The following is a 16,617-nucleotide window of genomic DNA, read 5'->3' on the forward strand; positions in this document are numbered from 1 at the left end:
CCCTCCTTTACTATGGAAACGGGTGCGGATGTGGATTTAATTGTTCATTTGTTAACGGTTCAGTGCTATATCCAAGTGTCATCGGTACGGTATAGACTCTATCTAATCCTGTAACACGAGTAAGGTGATGGCCGAATGTCATCGGTAACATGCCTGGAATAATGACTTTTACACAGTGTAGTCCGTTCTTTTCTATAAGGGGAACGGTTTGATCTACAACGATTATTTCAAGATTAGATTGATGCAAACGATTTAAAAGTTGGTGGAGATCGGATGTTAAATCCATATCAAATGACTGTGATACATTCATTTCTTGGAACGTTTGCACCGGTGCATCTTCTCGTAAAAGGAAGTGAAGACGTTCTTCCGTTTCTTTCAATCCGTACAGCATACTGTGGTCTTCCATTTTATTAACGAAATAAGGATCTTGTAAGCATTTTTCATAGTATTCTCTTTTGTGCTCGAGCTCATCGTCTGTTATAAGTAACATGCCTGCGATTTCTTGAATGGCACTTTTTAAAGCTCGAATAGGATCTAAATGAGCGCCTCCCGCACAAACAACGTTCATTCCATTTTCACGTGTATTTTTTGCAATTACCCATAAGCTCGGGATGCCGTGTTCCATCGTCGCATTAAAAGCGTGTAATTCATATCCGGTAATCGTACGTAACCGCTGAATCATTAATTGTAATTCTGTATCATTTGCTGAACTCAGATCAAGGCGGGGAAGAGGTAATTCGGCATACCAAGTGAGTAAGAAGGCATCACGCTCTACAATTTCTAAAATGCCGTGAAAAATCGCTTCTTCTAAACTACCGCCAATTGCACATCCATTTGATGTTTCATACACGAAAGCATCTCGATGACCGAGGCTATAATAAGCAATTGATTCAGGAACTAAAAGCGGTCTGTTTTGTGATAAAGAATATCCCCATACCCAGTTTTGCTCATAATCAGGATCAAACGGCTTAAATGGAAAATTATCACGATTGTAATGTTCATTTGTATGTACACCGAGTGTGAGGGGATTTAGTGCATGTTCCTCTAAATCATGAAAACTACCATGCACATTTGTCTTTTTCCCGCGAGGCGACATACCGCAATATCGTTCTAAACCTTCTAAAATAGCAGTTGCTTCACTCACTGCAAATGAATGAGTTCGGCCTGCAACACCTTCATTTCCAAACATTAATGGCATGTTTATAATGACGTCAGCGAATGGCAATAAAGAATGCTGCATTTTGCCGTTCAACATACCGACCCGATAATCTAAATAGTCTCGCGTTAAAAATGTGTTTAATTCATGAATGGAACGGCAGCGATACGTTTCGGTGCTTACTTTTAAACTCGGTTGTAAAGAAAGTTCCGCCGCATCCGCAGTATCATCAGGTAAATTACTACATATAGGACAGAGAGGATCTGGAAGAAAAGAATGCCGCGTACATTGTAATGTTTGTAAGTTGAGTAAAATAAGTTCATTTTCTAAAGAAGAATGGTTATGAGTTAATATTTTCTCTGTTTCTACGCGAATAAGATGGCACATTTGTAACATTCCATTTTGGGTGGCGCGTACATCACGCCTCGTTACATTGTCGGCTTTAAAGGCGTATTTCCGCTGTAGTTCCCACATTTCTTGTTGATCGAAGCCAGCGATAAATCGGCGTCCATCAGAACAATGAGAACAGCCAGATGAAAGAGGATGAATGTAAGGACCGATAATACCTTCGCCAAATGAAGTGAAACCGCGAAGCCACGGAATATGATTTGAGCGAAAAATAAGTTCAGCATCATGATGAATAGTAGAAGGAGATCCGTCATGTAATACGAGAGCGAGGTGAATATTTTCAGGGAGTTCTTCTGTAATGGTATGTTGGCGAATGATGGAATATTGTTCGCATAATTGATCATGTACATAGTCTGCAAGTAGGCCATCTCCTATAAGCAATATATTTCGAGTCATAGACCATCCTCCTTTGCAATTAATACCCCATACACACCGTCTAAGTTTTCTTTCAAAAATGGTTCGATTGCTAAATCAAACACGAAAGGATAAAAATTATGTTCTTCTAAATGCTGTAAGGCAAGCTGTAAAGATTGCACATTTGGAATTTCTTCTTCTGGTTGTATTTCCACTCTAAAAGAATCAGTGTCATATAAAATAATAGATGAGTCATACAAAATATTAGCTCTGTAAGGAATCTCTTCATTTTGAATGTGAAAGAGTGCCAGTTGTAGTGCGTTTCGTAACGCTAACGTCATATTTATATTAGATGCACCGTACCATCTATCATTTATACCAATCCAAACGACAGGAAAACTAAGAATCTCTTCACTCATTGCTATTGTAGGTGTTTCATGGATTGTAGAGAGAGCATCGTAATAAAATCTACAATGCTTATCGTGAATGTCAGTTAAATCAATTGTTGTAAGTTCTTCTAGCGTATGTGACTGCCGTTCATACAGTTTATTGTTTAAATGTTGTTGTAGTGCGCGGTAAAAACCTTCTGTCATCGTTTCTCCAGCACCGATACCGATATCGTTATGTTCAGGAATAAGGCGGTGAATGATTTCTGCTACATATGTTTCAATTCCTGTTAAACCAGCTTCTCGGCGTGCCTCATTATGGGTCAATCCACTGCAAGTCATAAGAGGCAGGAGGGGAGCTGGGCCATCTGATAGTGGATTGGCTACTTGAATATAGCATTGTGATAACGGTAATTGATATGAATCTTGTTCATCCCATACATAGAATATACCGGCTTCTTTAGAAGTTAATGAATCGAAAAATTGGAATACATCAGTTGAAGTATGTTGGTTAGACCGATGCTCAAGTTTTTCAGAAAGATTCTCTATCGTATCAATTGTAAAACTTTCATCAGTTGCAAGAGGGTGTTTTATAAAAGGATGCCACGTTCCTTCGAGTGTTTCATAGTTTAATAAAAAGAATTGTGATCCTTTTTCCCGATGTGAATCATCCGCGACATGCTTAAATAATTCAAAAACGATTACATTTGCTAACATTGCAGATGTAATGGGTGAGAAGGAATCAGATGAATTTTCATTTTGCAAAGTCGTTTCATGTAGACGATGCCATGCAGATTCCCAGCATTCATCACGATTTTCCGTTACGACAGGTCCAGCTATACCGAGTGTTGATAAACAAATAGCTGGTATGAAATTCTTTTTCGCTTCTCTACAAATAGTGTGAACTGTCTTTAAACCGTCAATGTCTCCATTTTGAGAAACATATAAAATCCAATCAAAAGGTTCGAATACTTCATGCAAAGGACGGTCAATTGTAGTATCGATTTCTTGAAGGAGTACAGTGTTATCAACTTCATATGCACGTTCTATTAGCTCATGTATTCTGTCATAGTTTGTTTCATCCCGATCTGTAACGAGGTAATGAAATGTAGGTAAACCAGATTCTAATAAAGAAGAAACTAAGGAAGTAAGCATATCCCCAGAACCAAGTACAAGGACATTTGCCCCACGGTACGTTTCGAATTTTAAAGCACCCGAATGAGAATCAGCTTCTAAAAATTCAATTTGTGAAGCATATCTGTCGAGTAATGTACTGTTTAATTCATGAGGTTCATCTTGATTTGTATCGCGAACGAAACCATTTTCATATAAAATCTCTCCAATTTCAAATACGCGATTTTGATAGGGGAGAGGGAGACCATCGGTTATTTCTGCTAAAGAATAATTCCCGTTAAACATTGGCATTAGTTTTTCAATCCAGTCATAAATTCCAGCACCGTCCATGCGAAATGAACTGGCGTTATTTCGAAAATAGACACCCCCGTTTGAGTCGGGGAGGAAGAAAGTATCCTTATTTACTTTAAGTTTTGCATGAATTGGAAGGTTATTCATTTTAATCCTCCTTACGTTTAGGCATACATTATTACTTTATGTCATGAAATTTGTCCCGTATGAACAAAATAAAAAAAGGCTGTAGAATGATTCATTCTACAGCCTTTAATAGGTTAAAAATCTATCAACCTTCTAATAATAATGATTTTGGATCTTCAAGCATATCTTTAACAGCAACAAGGAAGCTAACTGCTTCTTTACCATCAACAATACGGTGATCGTAAGATAGTGCAAGGTACATCATCGGACGGTTTTCCATACGTTCTGCATCAATTGCAACTGGGCGTACTTGAATTTTATGCATTCCTAAAATACCTACTTGTGGGCTATTTAGGATTGGTGTTGACATTAGAGAACCGAATACACCACCGTTTGTAATTGTAAATGTACCACCTTGTAGTTCTTTTAATGAAAGTTTGTTATCGCGTGCTTTCATACCTAAATTACGAATTTCACTTTCGATTTCAGCGAAGTTTAATTGGTTAGCATCGCGTACAACTGGAACAACTAATCCATCTGGAGCTGCTACTGCAATACCGATATCATAGAATTTTTTGATGATAAGCTCGTCACCTTGAATTTCAGCATTTAATAATGGGAATTGTTTTAATGCTGCAACAACTGCTTTTGTGAAGAATGACATGAAGCCAAGACGTACATCATGTTTTTTCTCGAAAGCATCTTTGCGTTCTTTACGTAATTCCATGATCGCACTCATATCAACTTCGTTAAATGTTGTTAACATTGCAGATGTTTGTTGAACTTCTACAAGACGTTTTGCAATTGTTTGACGGCGGCGGGACATTTTCACACGCTCAACTGGTTTTTCGAATTCAGTTTTTGCAACTGGAGCAGGAGCTGGACTCTTTGGAGCAGCTGGTGCTTCTTTTGGTGCTGCAGCATGAGCTTGTACATCATGTGGTCTCACGCGTCCAAGTGGATCTGTGCTACGTACGTCGTTTAAGTCGATTCCTAATTCACGAGCCATTTTTCTAGCAGCTGGTGATGCAATAGGACGGTTCGTATTTGGTAAGCCTTGTAGACCCGTAGTTTGTTCAGCATTTGGAGCTGCAGCTTTCGGTGCTTCAGCTGTTTCTTGTTTTGGTTGCTCAGCAGCTGGAGCAGGTGTACTTACTGCAACTGGTGCTCCATTAGCATCTAAAATTGCGATAGTTGCGCCAACTTCAACTGTATCCCCAGGTTCGCCTAGTAACTTCGATACAATACCTGAATCTTCTGCAATGATTTCTACATTGACTTTATCAGTTTCAAGCTCAACAACGCTGCCACCTTTCTCAACTTTGTCGCCTACGTTGATAAGCCATTGTGAAATAGTTCCTTCGGTAATAGATTCTGCAAGCTCAGGTACTTTAATTTCGATCATTTTAAATGTCCTCCCCTTATTTGCCTAACGGTGTGTTTTTTCTTCTTTTGTCTTCGGTAATCTCCATTTGTTAGCCTGACCCTGGGCAGAATATCTGCCCGGGATCAAGCTAGAAACCGTCATTGTTACTTTTTAATTGCTGAAAACTTCAATTTCTAGTTTATCTTGACGGAAGTTATACTTCACATCTAAAGCGTGTGCAACAATTAGTTCTTGCTCAGCTTTGTGAGCGAATGGATCGCCGCCAGATGGGCTAGAGCGATCTGGGCGTCCAATGTAACCCGTTTTCACTTTATCTCCAGCTAGTTCGAACAGAATTGGAGCCATGTAATGCCATGCGCCCATATTACGAGGTTCTTCTTGAACCCAAATAATTTCTTCTAAGTTTTTAAAGCGTTTAATAATAGATTGAACTTTCTCAGCAGGGAATGGGTACAACTGCTCAATGCGAACGACATGAACCTCATCTAAGTTGTACTCATGTTTACCAGACTCAATTTCTGCTGCTAAGTCAATCGCCATTTTACCTGTACTTAAAACAAGACGTTTTACTTTGTTTGGTTTTGTGCCAAGGTTTTCTTGTTCTAAAGCAGGTTGGAAACGTCCTTCGCTTAACTGACTAGCAGTTGAAAGCGTAAGTGGGTGACGTAATAAACTCTTTGGCGTCATCAGTACTAATGGTCGAACAGCTTCGGTTCCTAAGATAGATGCTTGACGACGCAGGATATGGAAGTATTGTGCCGCGCTCGTTAAGTTTGCAACTGTCCAGTTGTTCTCAGCAGCTAACTGTAAGAAACGTTCAGGACGTGCACTAGAGTGCTCTGGTCCTTGACCTTCATAACCGTGTGGTAATAGAAGAACTAAACCAGATTTTTGACCCCATTTTGCTCTTCCAGCTGAAACATATTGATCAAATAATGCTTGCGCAGTATTTGAGAAGTCACCATATTGCGCTTCCCACATAACAAGAGTTTCTGGAGCGAATACGTTATAACCATACTCGTAACCAACAACAGCAGCTTCTGATAACGGACTGTTATGAACAGAGAAGGATGCATTAATGTTTGGTAAGCGGTGTAATGGTGAATATGTTTCATTTGTATCAGTATCGTGTAATACGATATGACGGTGCGCGAATGTACCACGCTGTGAATCTTGACCAGTTAAGCGAATTGGCGTACCTTCTTGTAAAATAGAAGCGAATGCTAATGACTCAGCAAGTGCCCATTCAATTTTACCGTTCTCTTCAAGAGCATCTTTACGGCGCTCAAGAATTTTCTTCACTTTCGGATATACGTTAAAGCCTTCTGGCCAAGATAATAGACCTTCATTAATTGCACGAAGTGAGTCAAGCTCAACACCAGTATCAATTGGCTGAATACCTTTTGCAACAACATCTGGCACTTTAACGTGAATTGTTGCATCGCTCGTATCAGCTGGTGGTACTTGTGCATAGTCAGATTTTAATTGCTCTTGTGTAAACTGTGTAATTGTTTCAATTTCATCTGCATTTAGAACACCAGCAGCTTGTAATTGATCTGCATAAATTGCTCTTACAGTTGGGTGATTTTTAATCTTTTTGTACACTTGTGGTTGTGTAACTGCTGGGTCATCCATTTCGTTATGACCATAGCGACGGTAACCAATTAAATCGATTAAGAAATCTTTTTTGAACAACATGTGATATTGAATCGCAAGGTTTGCAGCAGCAAGACAAGCTTCTGGATCATCAGCGTTCACGTGAACAATCGGAATATCGAAACCTTTTGCAAGGTCACTTGAATATTTCGTAGAACGAGAATCATAGCTGTCAGTTGTAAAACCAACTGCATTGTTTGCGATAACATGAATCGTTCCGCCTGTTTGGTACGCATTCAATCTGCTTAAGTTCAACGTTTCAGATACAATACCTTGACCAGGGAATGCAGCATCACCATGAACTAAAATTACGAATGATTTTGAAGTATCTTGTTCTGGAAGACCAGATTTTTTACGATTCTCTTGAGCTGCACGTGCGAAACCTTCTACTACAGGATTCACGAACTCAAGATGACTCGGGTTATTTGCTAAAGTAACGCGAGTGCTAACTTCTTCATTACTAACGACTTGTTCTCTACCTAAGTGGTATTTCACGTCGCCAGTCCAGCCAGCATTGGCTACTGCGCCTTCTATTTTTGCATGTTTGAATTCAGCAAACATGTGAGTATATGGTTTTTCTAATACGTGAGCAAGTACGCTTAGGCGACCGCGGTGAGCCATACCAATCATGACATCCTCTACGCCGTTCTTAGCACCTTCTAGAACAATTTCATCTAAAACAGGTACAAGCATATCAACGCCCTCGATAGAGAAACGTTTTTGCCCAACGAATGTTTTATGCAAGAATTGCTCGAAACCTTCAACAGCTGTTAAACGTTTTAAAAGAGCAGTTCGTTTTTTATTTGATAGTGGTTGACGCAATGAATTTGATTCCACCATTTGATGCAACCACGCGCGTTCTTCACTATCTTGTATATGAGAAAATTCATAAGCTAAAGATTTTGTATAAACGTCTTTTAATCTATGAATTACATCAAGTGCAGTGTGAATACCTTCTGGTGCATCTTGCCATACTGTTTTCGCTGGAATCGCTTTCAAGTCTGCATCGCTCAGTTCGTTCATTGCTTTCTCAAGAAGAGATTGTCCGTTTGCAGCATCTTCCATCGGGTTGATGTGAGCCAACGTATGCCCGAAAGAACGAATCTGTTCAACAAGTTGAACGACCTTAAGAATTTTTTCAATGTTACCTGTGTTTTGAGGAGAAAAATGTGTTGCTGTGTTGTCCCCTGTTACGACATCATCTTGAAACGAAGGAGCTCCAAAAATTTCAAAAAGCTCTTGTAATTCCGGATCAACAGAACCTGCTCCAGTTACGTAAAGATCATACTGTTCAATAACATAACCAAGGTTCGGACCGTGGAACTTGGCCCAAGGGTTTGTCGTTGTATTCTTCCTCGTCATTTGTTTAAACCTCCCAATGCATATAATCCTTTTTCCATACAAAGGTGCATTTTGCTCTTTTTCAATAAGTAATGAATCAATAATCAATGTAAATGTTTTCTTTACTCTTATGTTATTACAATAATTTACATAATACCAAACACTATTACTTATCTGTTTTGTAAAAAAACATTCACAATAACTTATCACCCAAGTTAATCTTTCACTTTATAAAGTAATTTTACAGAAAAATGGGGTGGATATATTTGGTATACCTACATTAAAAACTAGAATTGTTACATGTAAATATAAGTATAATCGTTGGAATGTTTTGATAAAAGTTGATTAGAATTATGTATATTGAAATAATAAGCGCTTTCATAGATATTATACAACAATATAACGGAATATAGTATAAAAAATAAAAAATTATGAATTTAGCGTAAACTTTATTTCGATAGTGTTAACTATCGAAAGGAAAATGAAGGATTTCCACAAAAAAAGTGGCTAAACATAAAAATTGCTTCATAACCCGTTAGTTTCTATAAATATGCCAAAAAACACCGTAAAACCAATAACGCATTTCATCTAATAAAGAAGAGAATGAAATATTTTAAAAGGATAAAACAAATATGAAGATATTAAATTTTAAAAAAGGTGAGGAGGAAATATAGTAACGATTACATACAGTGTTCCAGGTTTTATTACAAAATAGACGTGTTGAAATCGAACAAGTTTCTTCTATATAAATAGAGTGAAAAATGATTAAAAGGAATGTAAAGGAACCTTGACGTAAAGTTTACTTTACATATATACTCGATATATGGGAGGAGGGAGAAATTTCCTTGGAAAATAAAATGGTCGAATACCGAAAAAAATTTGGACTATCTCAAGAAAAATTAGCTGAGAAACTTGGCGTTTCAAGACAAACCATTATCTCAATTGAAAAAGGAAAATACGATCCGTCACTTCCGTTAGCATTTGAAATAGCAAAAACATTTCAAACAACGATAGAACATGTATTTATTTATGAAGGAAAAGAAGAGGGGGAATAGGGATGAATTATTCACAAAAGTACTTTGTAATTATGGGTGTTATTTTTCTATTTATGAGTGGATTTATGATATTAACAGGTATAATGACGCATTCTGCACCACCAGCTATAACGTATCCATTGCTTGGGATGATGATTATGAGTTTCTGCCTAAGCTACTTGCATCCGCAATTTAAAGAAAAAGACGAGCGAATGAAACTTATTCGTTATAAAGGAATGTTTGTAACCTTTTTTGCATTAACAGCATATTATCTTCTTTTCTCTATCGGCTTAAACTTAAAAATACTTACACTATCTGCTACTGAATTATTGAATATACTTATGGCACTTACAATGAGTACCGTCTTTATCTCATTTGTTGTTTTGGCAAAAAGATATTAAGATGGAAGAGAGAAAGGAAGATTAATATATGCAAATGATGTATGCTTTTGGCATTGGGCTTGTATTATTTTTAGCTGTATTCTTATTTATTCGTAAAGACGTTCAAGGCGGGACGTTAACGAAACGAGGATTTTATAAAATGATCGGCTGTTTAGTTATTATGTTTATTGCGATTATTGTAATGATTGTTTTAATAAGTCGGTCACTATAGAATGTAAAAACGGAACCTTACTTCGGTAAGGTTTTTTCTTTATTGTTCAACCTAAAAATTACCACTAAATCCATTTACTATAAATGACTTGTATTATATAATCCAATGAAATGATAGATAAGGAGTGTAGTATATGAATAAAAAAACTATCTTCTATTTATTAACTTGTCTACTACTTGTAGCTAGTATTACTTATATAATATGTAACAAACAAGAACAAGTGCCACCTATGTTAGTATGGGAGAATCAAGAATACTACGTTACGAATGAACCTGCCGAAGCTGAAAAAGTTGGAAAAAGGCTCGGAGAAGTAACAAAGAAAATCGAAACAAGTAAAAAACCTGCTAAAAACAGTGAATCCAACATAGTACAAGAAAAAACAGAAGTATTCACAATGATAGAGGCAGAAAAAAATCCGCACTCACCTTTAATCATAAAGGAGCCTTATAGTGACGAATATAGAATAGTGAGACCGATGTTACATGTACTATAAAGTGAAAAGGAGACTCATATGCAGACAGTAACTTCATATCCATGGTCGTTAAGAAAAACGTTTGTCTTTTTCCTTTGCTTCATCCTTCCGCCAATCGGTGCAATTTATATTTTGATGAATCGAGAGGTGCTACAAAAGAGAGACCTCATTTTATATGTATTATTTGCTGCTATTAATATATCGCTTTGGTTATCGCTTATGATCTTTGATCGGACTATGTGGATGGTAGCGGGGCATTATATAATTGGAGCAGTTGTTATTGTTTTTTCGAATATGAATAAGAGATAAGCCAGCAACCTTAAAGTTGCTGGTTTTTATTTTGCTATTTATAATGAAGAAACAAATTTTTAATAGAGAGTAGTGGGCGTTATGAGATGGAAAGAGGGAACGTTTGAAAAAATAGACACGAATGACTCATCTGTTGAGCAACTTATAAACACGTTTAAGGAACAAAACTTAATTGGTGGAGCAATAATAAGCTGTTTTAAAGTGCATAACGAAAATTTTTTTAAAGAAATACCACATTCGAAAGATGGACATGAGCACTTCTTTAGAAGAATCTTCAACTCTTTAGACATAATCAATAACTTAGAAGAGTTAAAAATACATACATCAGACAAATATAAGTTTCGTTTTAAAGAGCAGCTGGCAGTTATGCTTGATGGTAGCATTGCTGCGCAAATTTTGTGGGGCGGAGCATATGAAGGGTTTAAGGAACGACCAGTTATCGCAAAACAATTAGCAGTCAATGTATGTCAATATATGTTCCAAGATCGATACGAAGATATTAAAGTGTTCGAAAGCTATCGCCCTTGGACAGATTGGTTTTACGAAGTTGCGTGGGATGTTACTTGGATGGTGTTAGATAGTAGGGAACAGAAAATGTGGTTCATTTGTGCTACGGATACAGATTGATAGAAGAGGGACCTTGTAGGAATGCTGCAAGGTCCTTTATCTTTTGGGAATTAATAGAAAACGAATCATATAAATGCTATACTAAAAAATGTTTGTAATGTCAGTTTCATAATATTGTATGATGCTGACTTACTAGAAAAGATAAGAGGAGAATGAACGTGCAAAAGATAAAGAGATTATTGCTATTAATGATGGTAGTAGGATTAACAGCAGGTGTTTTAGCAGGGTGTGCAAATCCGAAAGATACTACAGAAGAATTTTTAACAGCGATACAAAAAGGTGATGTAGAAAAGGCTCGTACATTTGTTGAGAGTGACAAAGAATTTAATAAACTAAATGAAAAAACAGATGATGCTGAGGCAAAAGCAATGCTAAGTGCAATTACAAAGAACTTTAAATTTGAAAAGCTAGAAGAAGTATCGAAAAAGGATGACAAAGCAGAAGTGAAAGTAAAAATTACATCTGCTGATCTATCCGTTGCTGTAACAAAAGCAGTGGGAGAAGTTATGCCAATGGCCTTCGCTAGCGCATTTAGTGAAGACAAAGAACAATCTGAAAAAGCAATCGAAAAAACAATGACCTCAACCATCATCAAAAACTTAACGGATAAAGATGCAGCAATGGCAACTCGCGAAGTTACATTGAACTTAAAGAAAGACAAAGATGGCGACTATAAAATCGTTGCTGACGATAACTTGAAAGAAGTATTGTTTGCCAATGCAAAGTCTTTGGAGAAGATGTTTGGTGGGAAGTAATTGAATTAGATAAAAAAGAGACACCATATCACGTAGAAGGTTGATATGGTGTCTCTTTTTTTTATGAACCTGAAGAGGTTTGAACTCACGAAAATAATTATATAAATTCGATATTATGATTTTTTTAATTTAAGACATAAAGCTAGTTGTAGCAGAGGAGGTACTGTATTCTATGTTTTCTTATGCGGATCCTATAGCGTAGAAAGGTAAAATTTCTGGACCAGATTTTAATTAGTTTTCCTTCAGTTTTAATGAGGAGGTGTACGAAGATGTTGTGACTATGTCTGCTGAATACTATTAATTGTGAAGTTAAATAAGACAACAATTTATTAGAGGAAGATTAGTTAGTTTAAGTATCAGATTTAGGTGTTTAACAGGGGTACTAATTAATTTCAGTTCTTCCATGAAAAATTAAAGAAAAAGTATGGATAAACAAATTCTTGTTTTAAGTGAATTTTGTGAATGTGGGAGGCCGCTTTAAATAAAGATGGTCAACGCTATGTAAATAATTGAGAGTGTTAAAATATGCAAAATTGCATATTAAATATTTTAAATCTTATGCTAACCTTATAATGCGAAATATAACATTTGTTGGTAATAATTAATTTTTGAAAGATAAAAAATTAATCATTACAGTGGTATACAATTCACTGTCCTATAGCATAAACAATAATAACGAAAGCTATTTGAAGTCCTTTGAAGGAAATAAGTTATTGGAAAAAATTCCATATAGGGAATTTGTTGGAATTTCAGATGTAACAAATGTCATTTTATTTTTAATGTCTGATAAAAGCGATGCCATTAGAGGGCAAAATATTGTGGTTGACTATGGATATACAATTGTATAAATAAATCATCTTGGGAATTAAGGGTGTGGATAATGAGTTTACTAATTAAAGATTTAACAAAGAAATTTGACGAGCATGTTGCAGTGAATAATTTGAATATCGAGATACTAAAAGGTGAAATATTTGGATTCTTGGGCGGGAATGGAGCAGGTAAAACGACTACATTTCGAATGATACTTGGACTTTTATCGAAATCAAGTGGGACCATTTCATGGAATGGTAAACCTATAAATTATGGTGTTACAGATAAAATTGGGTATTTACCAGAAGAACGTGGTCTTTATGCGAAAATGACTGTCAAAGAACAAGTTAACTTTTTTGCAAAACTAAAGAACATGAAAAGTAAAGATGCAGAAAAAGAACTTCACTATTGGCTGGAGCGTTTTAATATTACTGAGCATCTGAACAAAAAGGTAGGAGAACTTTCTAAAGGGAATCAGCAAAAAATCCAGCTGATAACAGCGATTATACATAAGCCTGAACTCTTAATTTTAGATGAACCATTTAGTGGTTTAGACCCAGTAAATGTTGAAATGTTAAAAGACGCTGTTCTTGATATGCAAAAACAAGGGTCGTCAATTCTTTTTAGTTCACATCGTATGGAACATGTGGAAGAATTATGCCAACACATTTGTATTATGCACAAAGGTGTACCTGTTGTTCAGGGTGACATTGCCAAAATTAAAAGTGATTTTGGTAAAAAGAACGTTGTAATCGTTGGCGATCATGACTTTGACCATTTGAAAGAAATAAAAGGTGTAGAAAGTATGAAGAAACGTAAAAATGCAGTTACTCTTAAAATTTCATATGAAGAAGTGTCACATGTTTTATTTAAAGAGATAACAAAATTAGGGTATGTTAAAAAGTTTGCAGTAGAAGAGCCTACATTAAATGATATCTTTATTGCGAAAGTAGGTGCACAAAATGAGTAGTTTCTGGACAATTTTTTTACAAAACTATAAATCTAAAGTGAAATCAAAATCATATTTTGCTATTACAATAATAGTTTCTATGTTAATTATAGGATTGATGAATTTTGACAAGATTTATAACTTGTTTGCAGGTAACGAGGACGATCAAGTTGTTGTTGTTACAGAAAAAGAAGAATTATATTCAACCATTCATCAAGTGTTTAAAAATGTCGATAGTAAGATACAAGTTAAACGTAGCACGGATAAACAAAAAGCAGAATCAGGTGTTAAAAATGGTGATTATACATATGCAATCGTTGTAGAGGAATTGAATAATAAACAATTAAAGGCTACGTATATAACTGAGACGGATGTAAATCAGCAAGATGTTAGCAAGGTTCAAACGATTTTATCTCAAATACAATCTTCTAACTTCGCCCAGCATTTGAATCTATCGCAAGATGAATTAAAGGTGTTAACAACGCCAGTAGAAATTCATACCAAAACGGTTTCAGATAAGGTTAAAGATGGAGAACATACTGAGGGTGTAGGAATTTTAATTAATGTCTTTATCATGCTAAATTATCTAATGATATTAATGTATGCTGCACAATTAGCAACAGATGTTGCAACAGAGAAATCTTCTCGTGTTATGGAGTTAGTTGTTTCAAGTATTTCGCCTACCAAACATTTATATGCGAAGCTATTCTCGACATTATTGGCTGGTATTACGCAAATCATAATTTGGGGCTTGGTCGCAACTGTTGGATATAAAACAGCAATTAATGATTCGAAAAATGATATTTTAAATAGTATTGATTTAAATTCTGTTGCTCCAACTCTAGTGTTTTATGGGATTCTATTCTTCACATTAGGATTCTTATTATATGGCTCATTATCTTGTCTATTTGGCTCTATCATTACGCGTATAGAGGAATCTTCTCAAGCTGTTATGCCGCTGATGTTTATGTTACTTGCTGCTTTGTATATCGCAATTTATGGAATGTCAAATCCAAGCAGCATGGTTGTTACCATTACTAGTTATGTACCTTTCTTTACTCCTATAGTTATGCTTGTACGAATTGGATTCCTTAATATCCCAGTATGGGAGATTGCGCTAGCATTAGGGATTCTAATCGCAACAATATGTATAATGATTGGTTTAACGAGTCGTGTTTACCGCGGTGGCGTATTAATATATGGTAAAGGTGCATTTAGTAATATCAAAAAGGCAATCAAGTTAGGGCAAAAATAGGATTCGTCTATTCATTTTTAAACTTAAATTTACAAAGATCTGCATAGTTAAACTGTGTAGATCTTTTTTGTTGAGAAATTTATATAAATAAATATAAAAATTGCCGTATTAGGCTATTTTTCAAAGAGAATTTTAAAAAGCTCTCAAAAGAGAGTAAAGAATCGAGTTCTAGCGAACAACGCAGAGCGATGATTAATATAATTTATGTCTTTCTCCAAAATGGAGAAAAGAAGTAGGGAAAAAATTTAGTTTTAATAATAATCATTTATTTGCTACATAAAGAAAACCCCTTGACTATCAAGGGGGTTTTCATATGATCCCGGAGAGGCTCGAACTCACGACCTCCACCCTGTCAAGGTGGCGCTCTCCCTGCTGAGCTACGGGATCCCAACTATAAATATTACGATCAGCAATGTGTTTTCATTTCATTCGTGTAATCGAAGGATTTGTATAATTTATTGAATATTGTAACATTTAATGTATTCCTATAATAACAACAAACTTTAATGGTGTAAAGATTTAATTTTCTGGATATTATCATTCCAATTTTTATATAAAAAATAAGCCTCGAAGAGCTTATTTTAATAATAATATCACCGCGATTATCAATGATATTTTCAAAAATACAATCATAAATAATGGGGCTCATTCATGAGCTATCGTCCTGTAACTGTCATTCCTGCTGTGTAAATTGTATCTACAGAACCGTCAGCACTTACAACTTCAACTTTATAGCGATATGTTCCATTGTCTGAAATGTTTTCGCCATATCCTGTGAAAGTAGAAATTTCATCATTACTTCCAGCTGGAACCCATTGATTTTGCCAATGGAAGAAAGTATCATATTCTCCCCAGTTATCGCCATATTTTTTCTCGATGCTGACATTGTAATGAATATCTTCAGCTCGTTCATTTGTAATTCTTGCAATTACATTTTGACCAAAGCTATATTCTGTAGCGTGTACTTGAACTGTAACACCATTCAACGTTTCGCTAGGACCACAAATATAACGACAGAACTCGCTTGCTCCGTCAGCATTTGCCTTCGGTGTATCAATGTTCATAGCTGTTAAACCGCCTAAAGCTAAAGCTCCTGTTAATAATACTTTACCAAATGTTTTCACTTGAAATTCCCCCTAAGTATATTCTCAATTCATTCCATAGATATCACATTAAGTAGTTTTATAACATTAATCTAATCGAACACTTTTTTCCTCGAGTGCATTCGCTATGAATCTTTCATCTTGTAGTAATCTAATCTCTACATAAAATTTCATAGTTTTGATTCCATATATGTATCATGATTTACATAGAACAAATCTGTTAATACGTTTTGGTTAATTGCTTATCCCACTACTTTCCATTACCTTTTATTGGTAAAACATTGATTTTATTATATACCATTATTATCTATTTACAAGAGAAAATCATACTGTATGCAAAAATGCATAATAAAAAACACTGCTTGTATTCTGAATTACAGAATACAAGCAGTGTTGAGTTTCAATTAATATTTGATTGGAACCTAATGCTTATACATATATCATCGTTTATT

General features: G+C 35.6%; 15 protein-coding genes and 1 tRNA gene. 10 read left to right on the top strand and 6 right to left on the bottom strand.

What is annotated here, in order from left to right:
- Positions 1-10 precede the first annotated feature (10 nt).
- The 4 genes from QCI81_RS20545 to odhA all read right to left on the bottom strand — a co-directional run bounded on the left by QCI81_RS20545 (position 11) and on the right by odhA (position 8,260).
- A complete protein-coding gene (locus QCI81_RS20545; protein ID WP_071730668.1) occupies positions 11-1,960 on the bottom strand; it encodes a TOMM precursor leader peptide-binding protein in 1,950 nt (649 codons plus the stop codon).
- Positions 1,957-3,876: a putative thiazole-containing bacteriocin maturation protein gene (locus QCI81_RS20550; RefSeq protein ID WP_353810884.1), complete on the bottom strand. Its 1,920-nt coding sequence runs from the start codon at positions 3,874-3,876 to the stop codon at positions 1,957-1,959. The genes QCI81_RS20545 and QCI81_RS20550 overlap by 4 nt, the downstream gene beginning before the upstream one ends.
- 124 nt (positions 3,877-4,000) lie before the next feature.
- Positions 4,001-5,260 carry a 2-oxoglutarate dehydrogenase complex dihydrolipoyllysine-residue succinyltransferase gene (odhB, locus tag QCI81_RS20555; RefSeq protein ID WP_000569892.1) on the bottom strand — a complete coding sequence of 420 codons (1,260 nt, stop codon included), beginning with the start codon at positions 5,258-5,260 and terminating at the stop codon, positions 4,001-4,003.
- A gap of 132 nt (positions 5,261-5,392) precedes the next feature.
- Positions 5,393-8,260 (bottom strand): 2-oxoglutarate dehydrogenase E1 component, encoded by a 2,868-nt coding sequence (gene odhA / locus QCI81_RS20560; RefSeq protein ID WP_353810885.1) that lies wholly within the window; start codon positions 8,258-8,260, stop codon positions 5,393-5,395.
- A gap of 824 nt (positions 8,261-9,084) precedes the next feature.
- Here odhA and QCI81_RS20565 point away from each other — a divergent pair.
- The 10 genes from QCI81_RS20565 (at position 9,085) to QCI81_RS20610 (ending at position 15,062) form a co-directional block, all read left to right on the top strand.
- Positions 9,085-9,294: a helix-turn-helix transcriptional regulator gene (locus QCI81_RS20565; protein ID WP_000428506.1), complete on the top strand. Its 210-nt coding sequence runs from the start codon at positions 9,085-9,087 to the stop codon at positions 9,292-9,294.
- Between the two features lie 2 nt (positions 9,295-9,296).
- Positions 9,297-9,674 (top strand): hypothetical protein, encoded by a 378-nt coding sequence (locus QCI81_RS20570; RefSeq protein WP_048564894.1) that lies wholly within the window; start codon positions 9,297-9,299, stop codon positions 9,672-9,674.
- A 28-nt stretch (positions 9,675-9,702) separates the two neighbouring features.
- On the top strand, positions 9,703-9,885 hold the full coding sequence (locus QCI81_RS20575; protein ID WP_001178297.1) for a DUF3976 domain-containing protein: 183 nt from the start codon (positions 9,703-9,705) through the stop codon (positions 9,883-9,885).
- 133 nt (positions 9,886-10,018) lie between these two features.
- Positions 10,019-10,378, top strand: a complete 360-nt coding sequence (locus tag QCI81_RS20580) for a hypothetical protein (RefSeq protein ID WP_071730674.1) — start codon at positions 10,019-10,021, stop codon at positions 10,376-10,378.
- An 18-nt stretch (positions 10,379-10,396) separates the two neighbouring features.
- Complete coding sequence (locus tag QCI81_RS20585; protein WP_071730676.1) at positions 10,397-10,666, top strand: hypothetical protein; 270 nt, start codon at positions 10,397-10,399, stop codon at positions 10,664-10,666.
- 81 nt (positions 10,667-10,747) lie between these two features.
- A complete protein-coding gene (locus QCI81_RS20590) occupies positions 10,748-11,293 on the top strand; it encodes a hypothetical protein (RefSeq protein WP_071730678.1) in 546 nt (181 codons plus the stop codon).
- Positions 11,294-11,451: 158 nt separating this feature from the next.
- On the top strand, positions 11,452-12,048 hold the full coding sequence (locus QCI81_RS20595) for a DUF4878 domain-containing protein (RefSeq protein ID WP_001169495.1): 597 nt from the start codon (positions 11,452-11,454) through the stop codon (positions 12,046-12,048).
- A gap of 713 nt (positions 12,049-12,761) precedes the next feature.
- The gene (locus QCI81_RS20600) at positions 12,762-12,896 is read left to right on the top strand and encodes an SDR family oxidoreductase (RefSeq protein ID WP_261721433.1); all 135 of its coding nucleotides are present in this window, start codon (positions 12,762-12,764) and stop codon (positions 12,894-12,896) included.
- Between the two features lie 32 nt (positions 12,897-12,928).
- Positions 12,929-13,828, top strand: a complete 900-nt coding sequence (locus QCI81_RS20605; RefSeq protein WP_071730681.1) for an ABC transporter ATP-binding protein — start codon at positions 12,929-12,931, stop codon at positions 13,826-13,828.
- Positions 13,821-15,062, top strand: a complete 1,242-nt coding sequence (locus QCI81_RS20610) for an ABC transporter permease (RefSeq protein ID WP_000094235.1) — start codon at positions 13,821-13,823, stop codon at positions 15,060-15,062. The genes QCI81_RS20605 and QCI81_RS20610 overlap by 8 nt, the downstream gene beginning before the upstream one ends.
- 314 nt (positions 15,063-15,376) lie before the next feature.
- On the opposite strand, the gene QCI81_RS20615 is transcribed toward QCI81_RS20610, so the two are convergent.
- Both QCI81_RS20615 and QCI81_RS20620 read right to left on the bottom strand, forming a co-directional pair.
- A tRNA-Val gene (locus QCI81_RS20615) sits at positions 15,377-15,449 on the bottom strand.
- 269 nt (positions 15,450-15,718) lie between these two features.
- A complete protein-coding gene (locus QCI81_RS20620; protein ID WP_071730683.1) occupies positions 15,719-16,186 on the bottom strand; it encodes a hypothetical protein in 468 nt (155 codons plus the stop codon).
- Positions 16,187-16,617 lie beyond the last annotated feature (431 nt).

Origin of the sequence: Bacillus cereus group sp. MG20 (genome assembly GCF_040459885.1) — a bacterium.
Lineage (GTDB): Bacteria > Bacillota > Bacilli > Bacillales > Bacillaceae_G > Bacillus_A > Bacillus_A cereus.

Coding starts and splice junctions, on each gene's coding strand:
- QCI81_RS20545 (WP_071730668.1), bottom strand. CDS start 1,960: ATGACTCGAAATATATTGCTTATAGGAGATGGCCTACTTGCAGACTAT.
- QCI81_RS20550 (WP_353810884.1), bottom strand. CDS start 3,876: ATGAATAACCTTCCAATTCATGCAAAACTTAAAGTAAATAAGGATACT.
- odhB (WP_000569892.1), bottom strand. CDS start 5,260: ATGATCGAAATTAAAGTACCTGAGCTTGCAGAATCTATTACCGAAGGA.
- odhA (WP_353810885.1), bottom strand. CDS start 8,260: ATGACGAGGAAGAATACAACGACAAACCCTTGGGCCAAGTTCCACGGT.
- QCI81_RS20570 (WP_048564894.1), top strand. CDS start 9,297: ATGAATTATTCACAAAAGTACTTTGTAATTATGGGTGTTATTTTTCTA.
- QCI81_RS20575 (WP_001178297.1), top strand. CDS start 9,703: ATGCAAATGATGTATGCTTTTGGCATTGGGCTTGTATTATTTTTAGCT.
- QCI81_RS20580 (WP_071730674.1), top strand. CDS start 10,019: ATGAATAAAAAAACTATCTTCTATTTATTAACTTGTCTACTACTTGTA.
- QCI81_RS20585 (WP_071730676.1), top strand. CDS start 10,397: ATGCAGACAGTAACTTCATATCCATGGTCGTTAAGAAAAACGTTTGTC.
- QCI81_RS20590 (WP_071730678.1), top strand. CDS start 10,748: ATGAGATGGAAAGAGGGAACGTTTGAAAAAATAGACACGAATGACTCA.
- QCI81_RS20605 (WP_071730681.1), top strand. CDS start 12,929: ATGAGTTTACTAATTAAAGATTTAACAAAGAAATTTGACGAGCATGTT.
- QCI81_RS20610 (WP_000094235.1), top strand. CDS start 13,821: ATGAGTAGTTTCTGGACAATTTTTTTACAAAACTATAAATCTAAAGTG.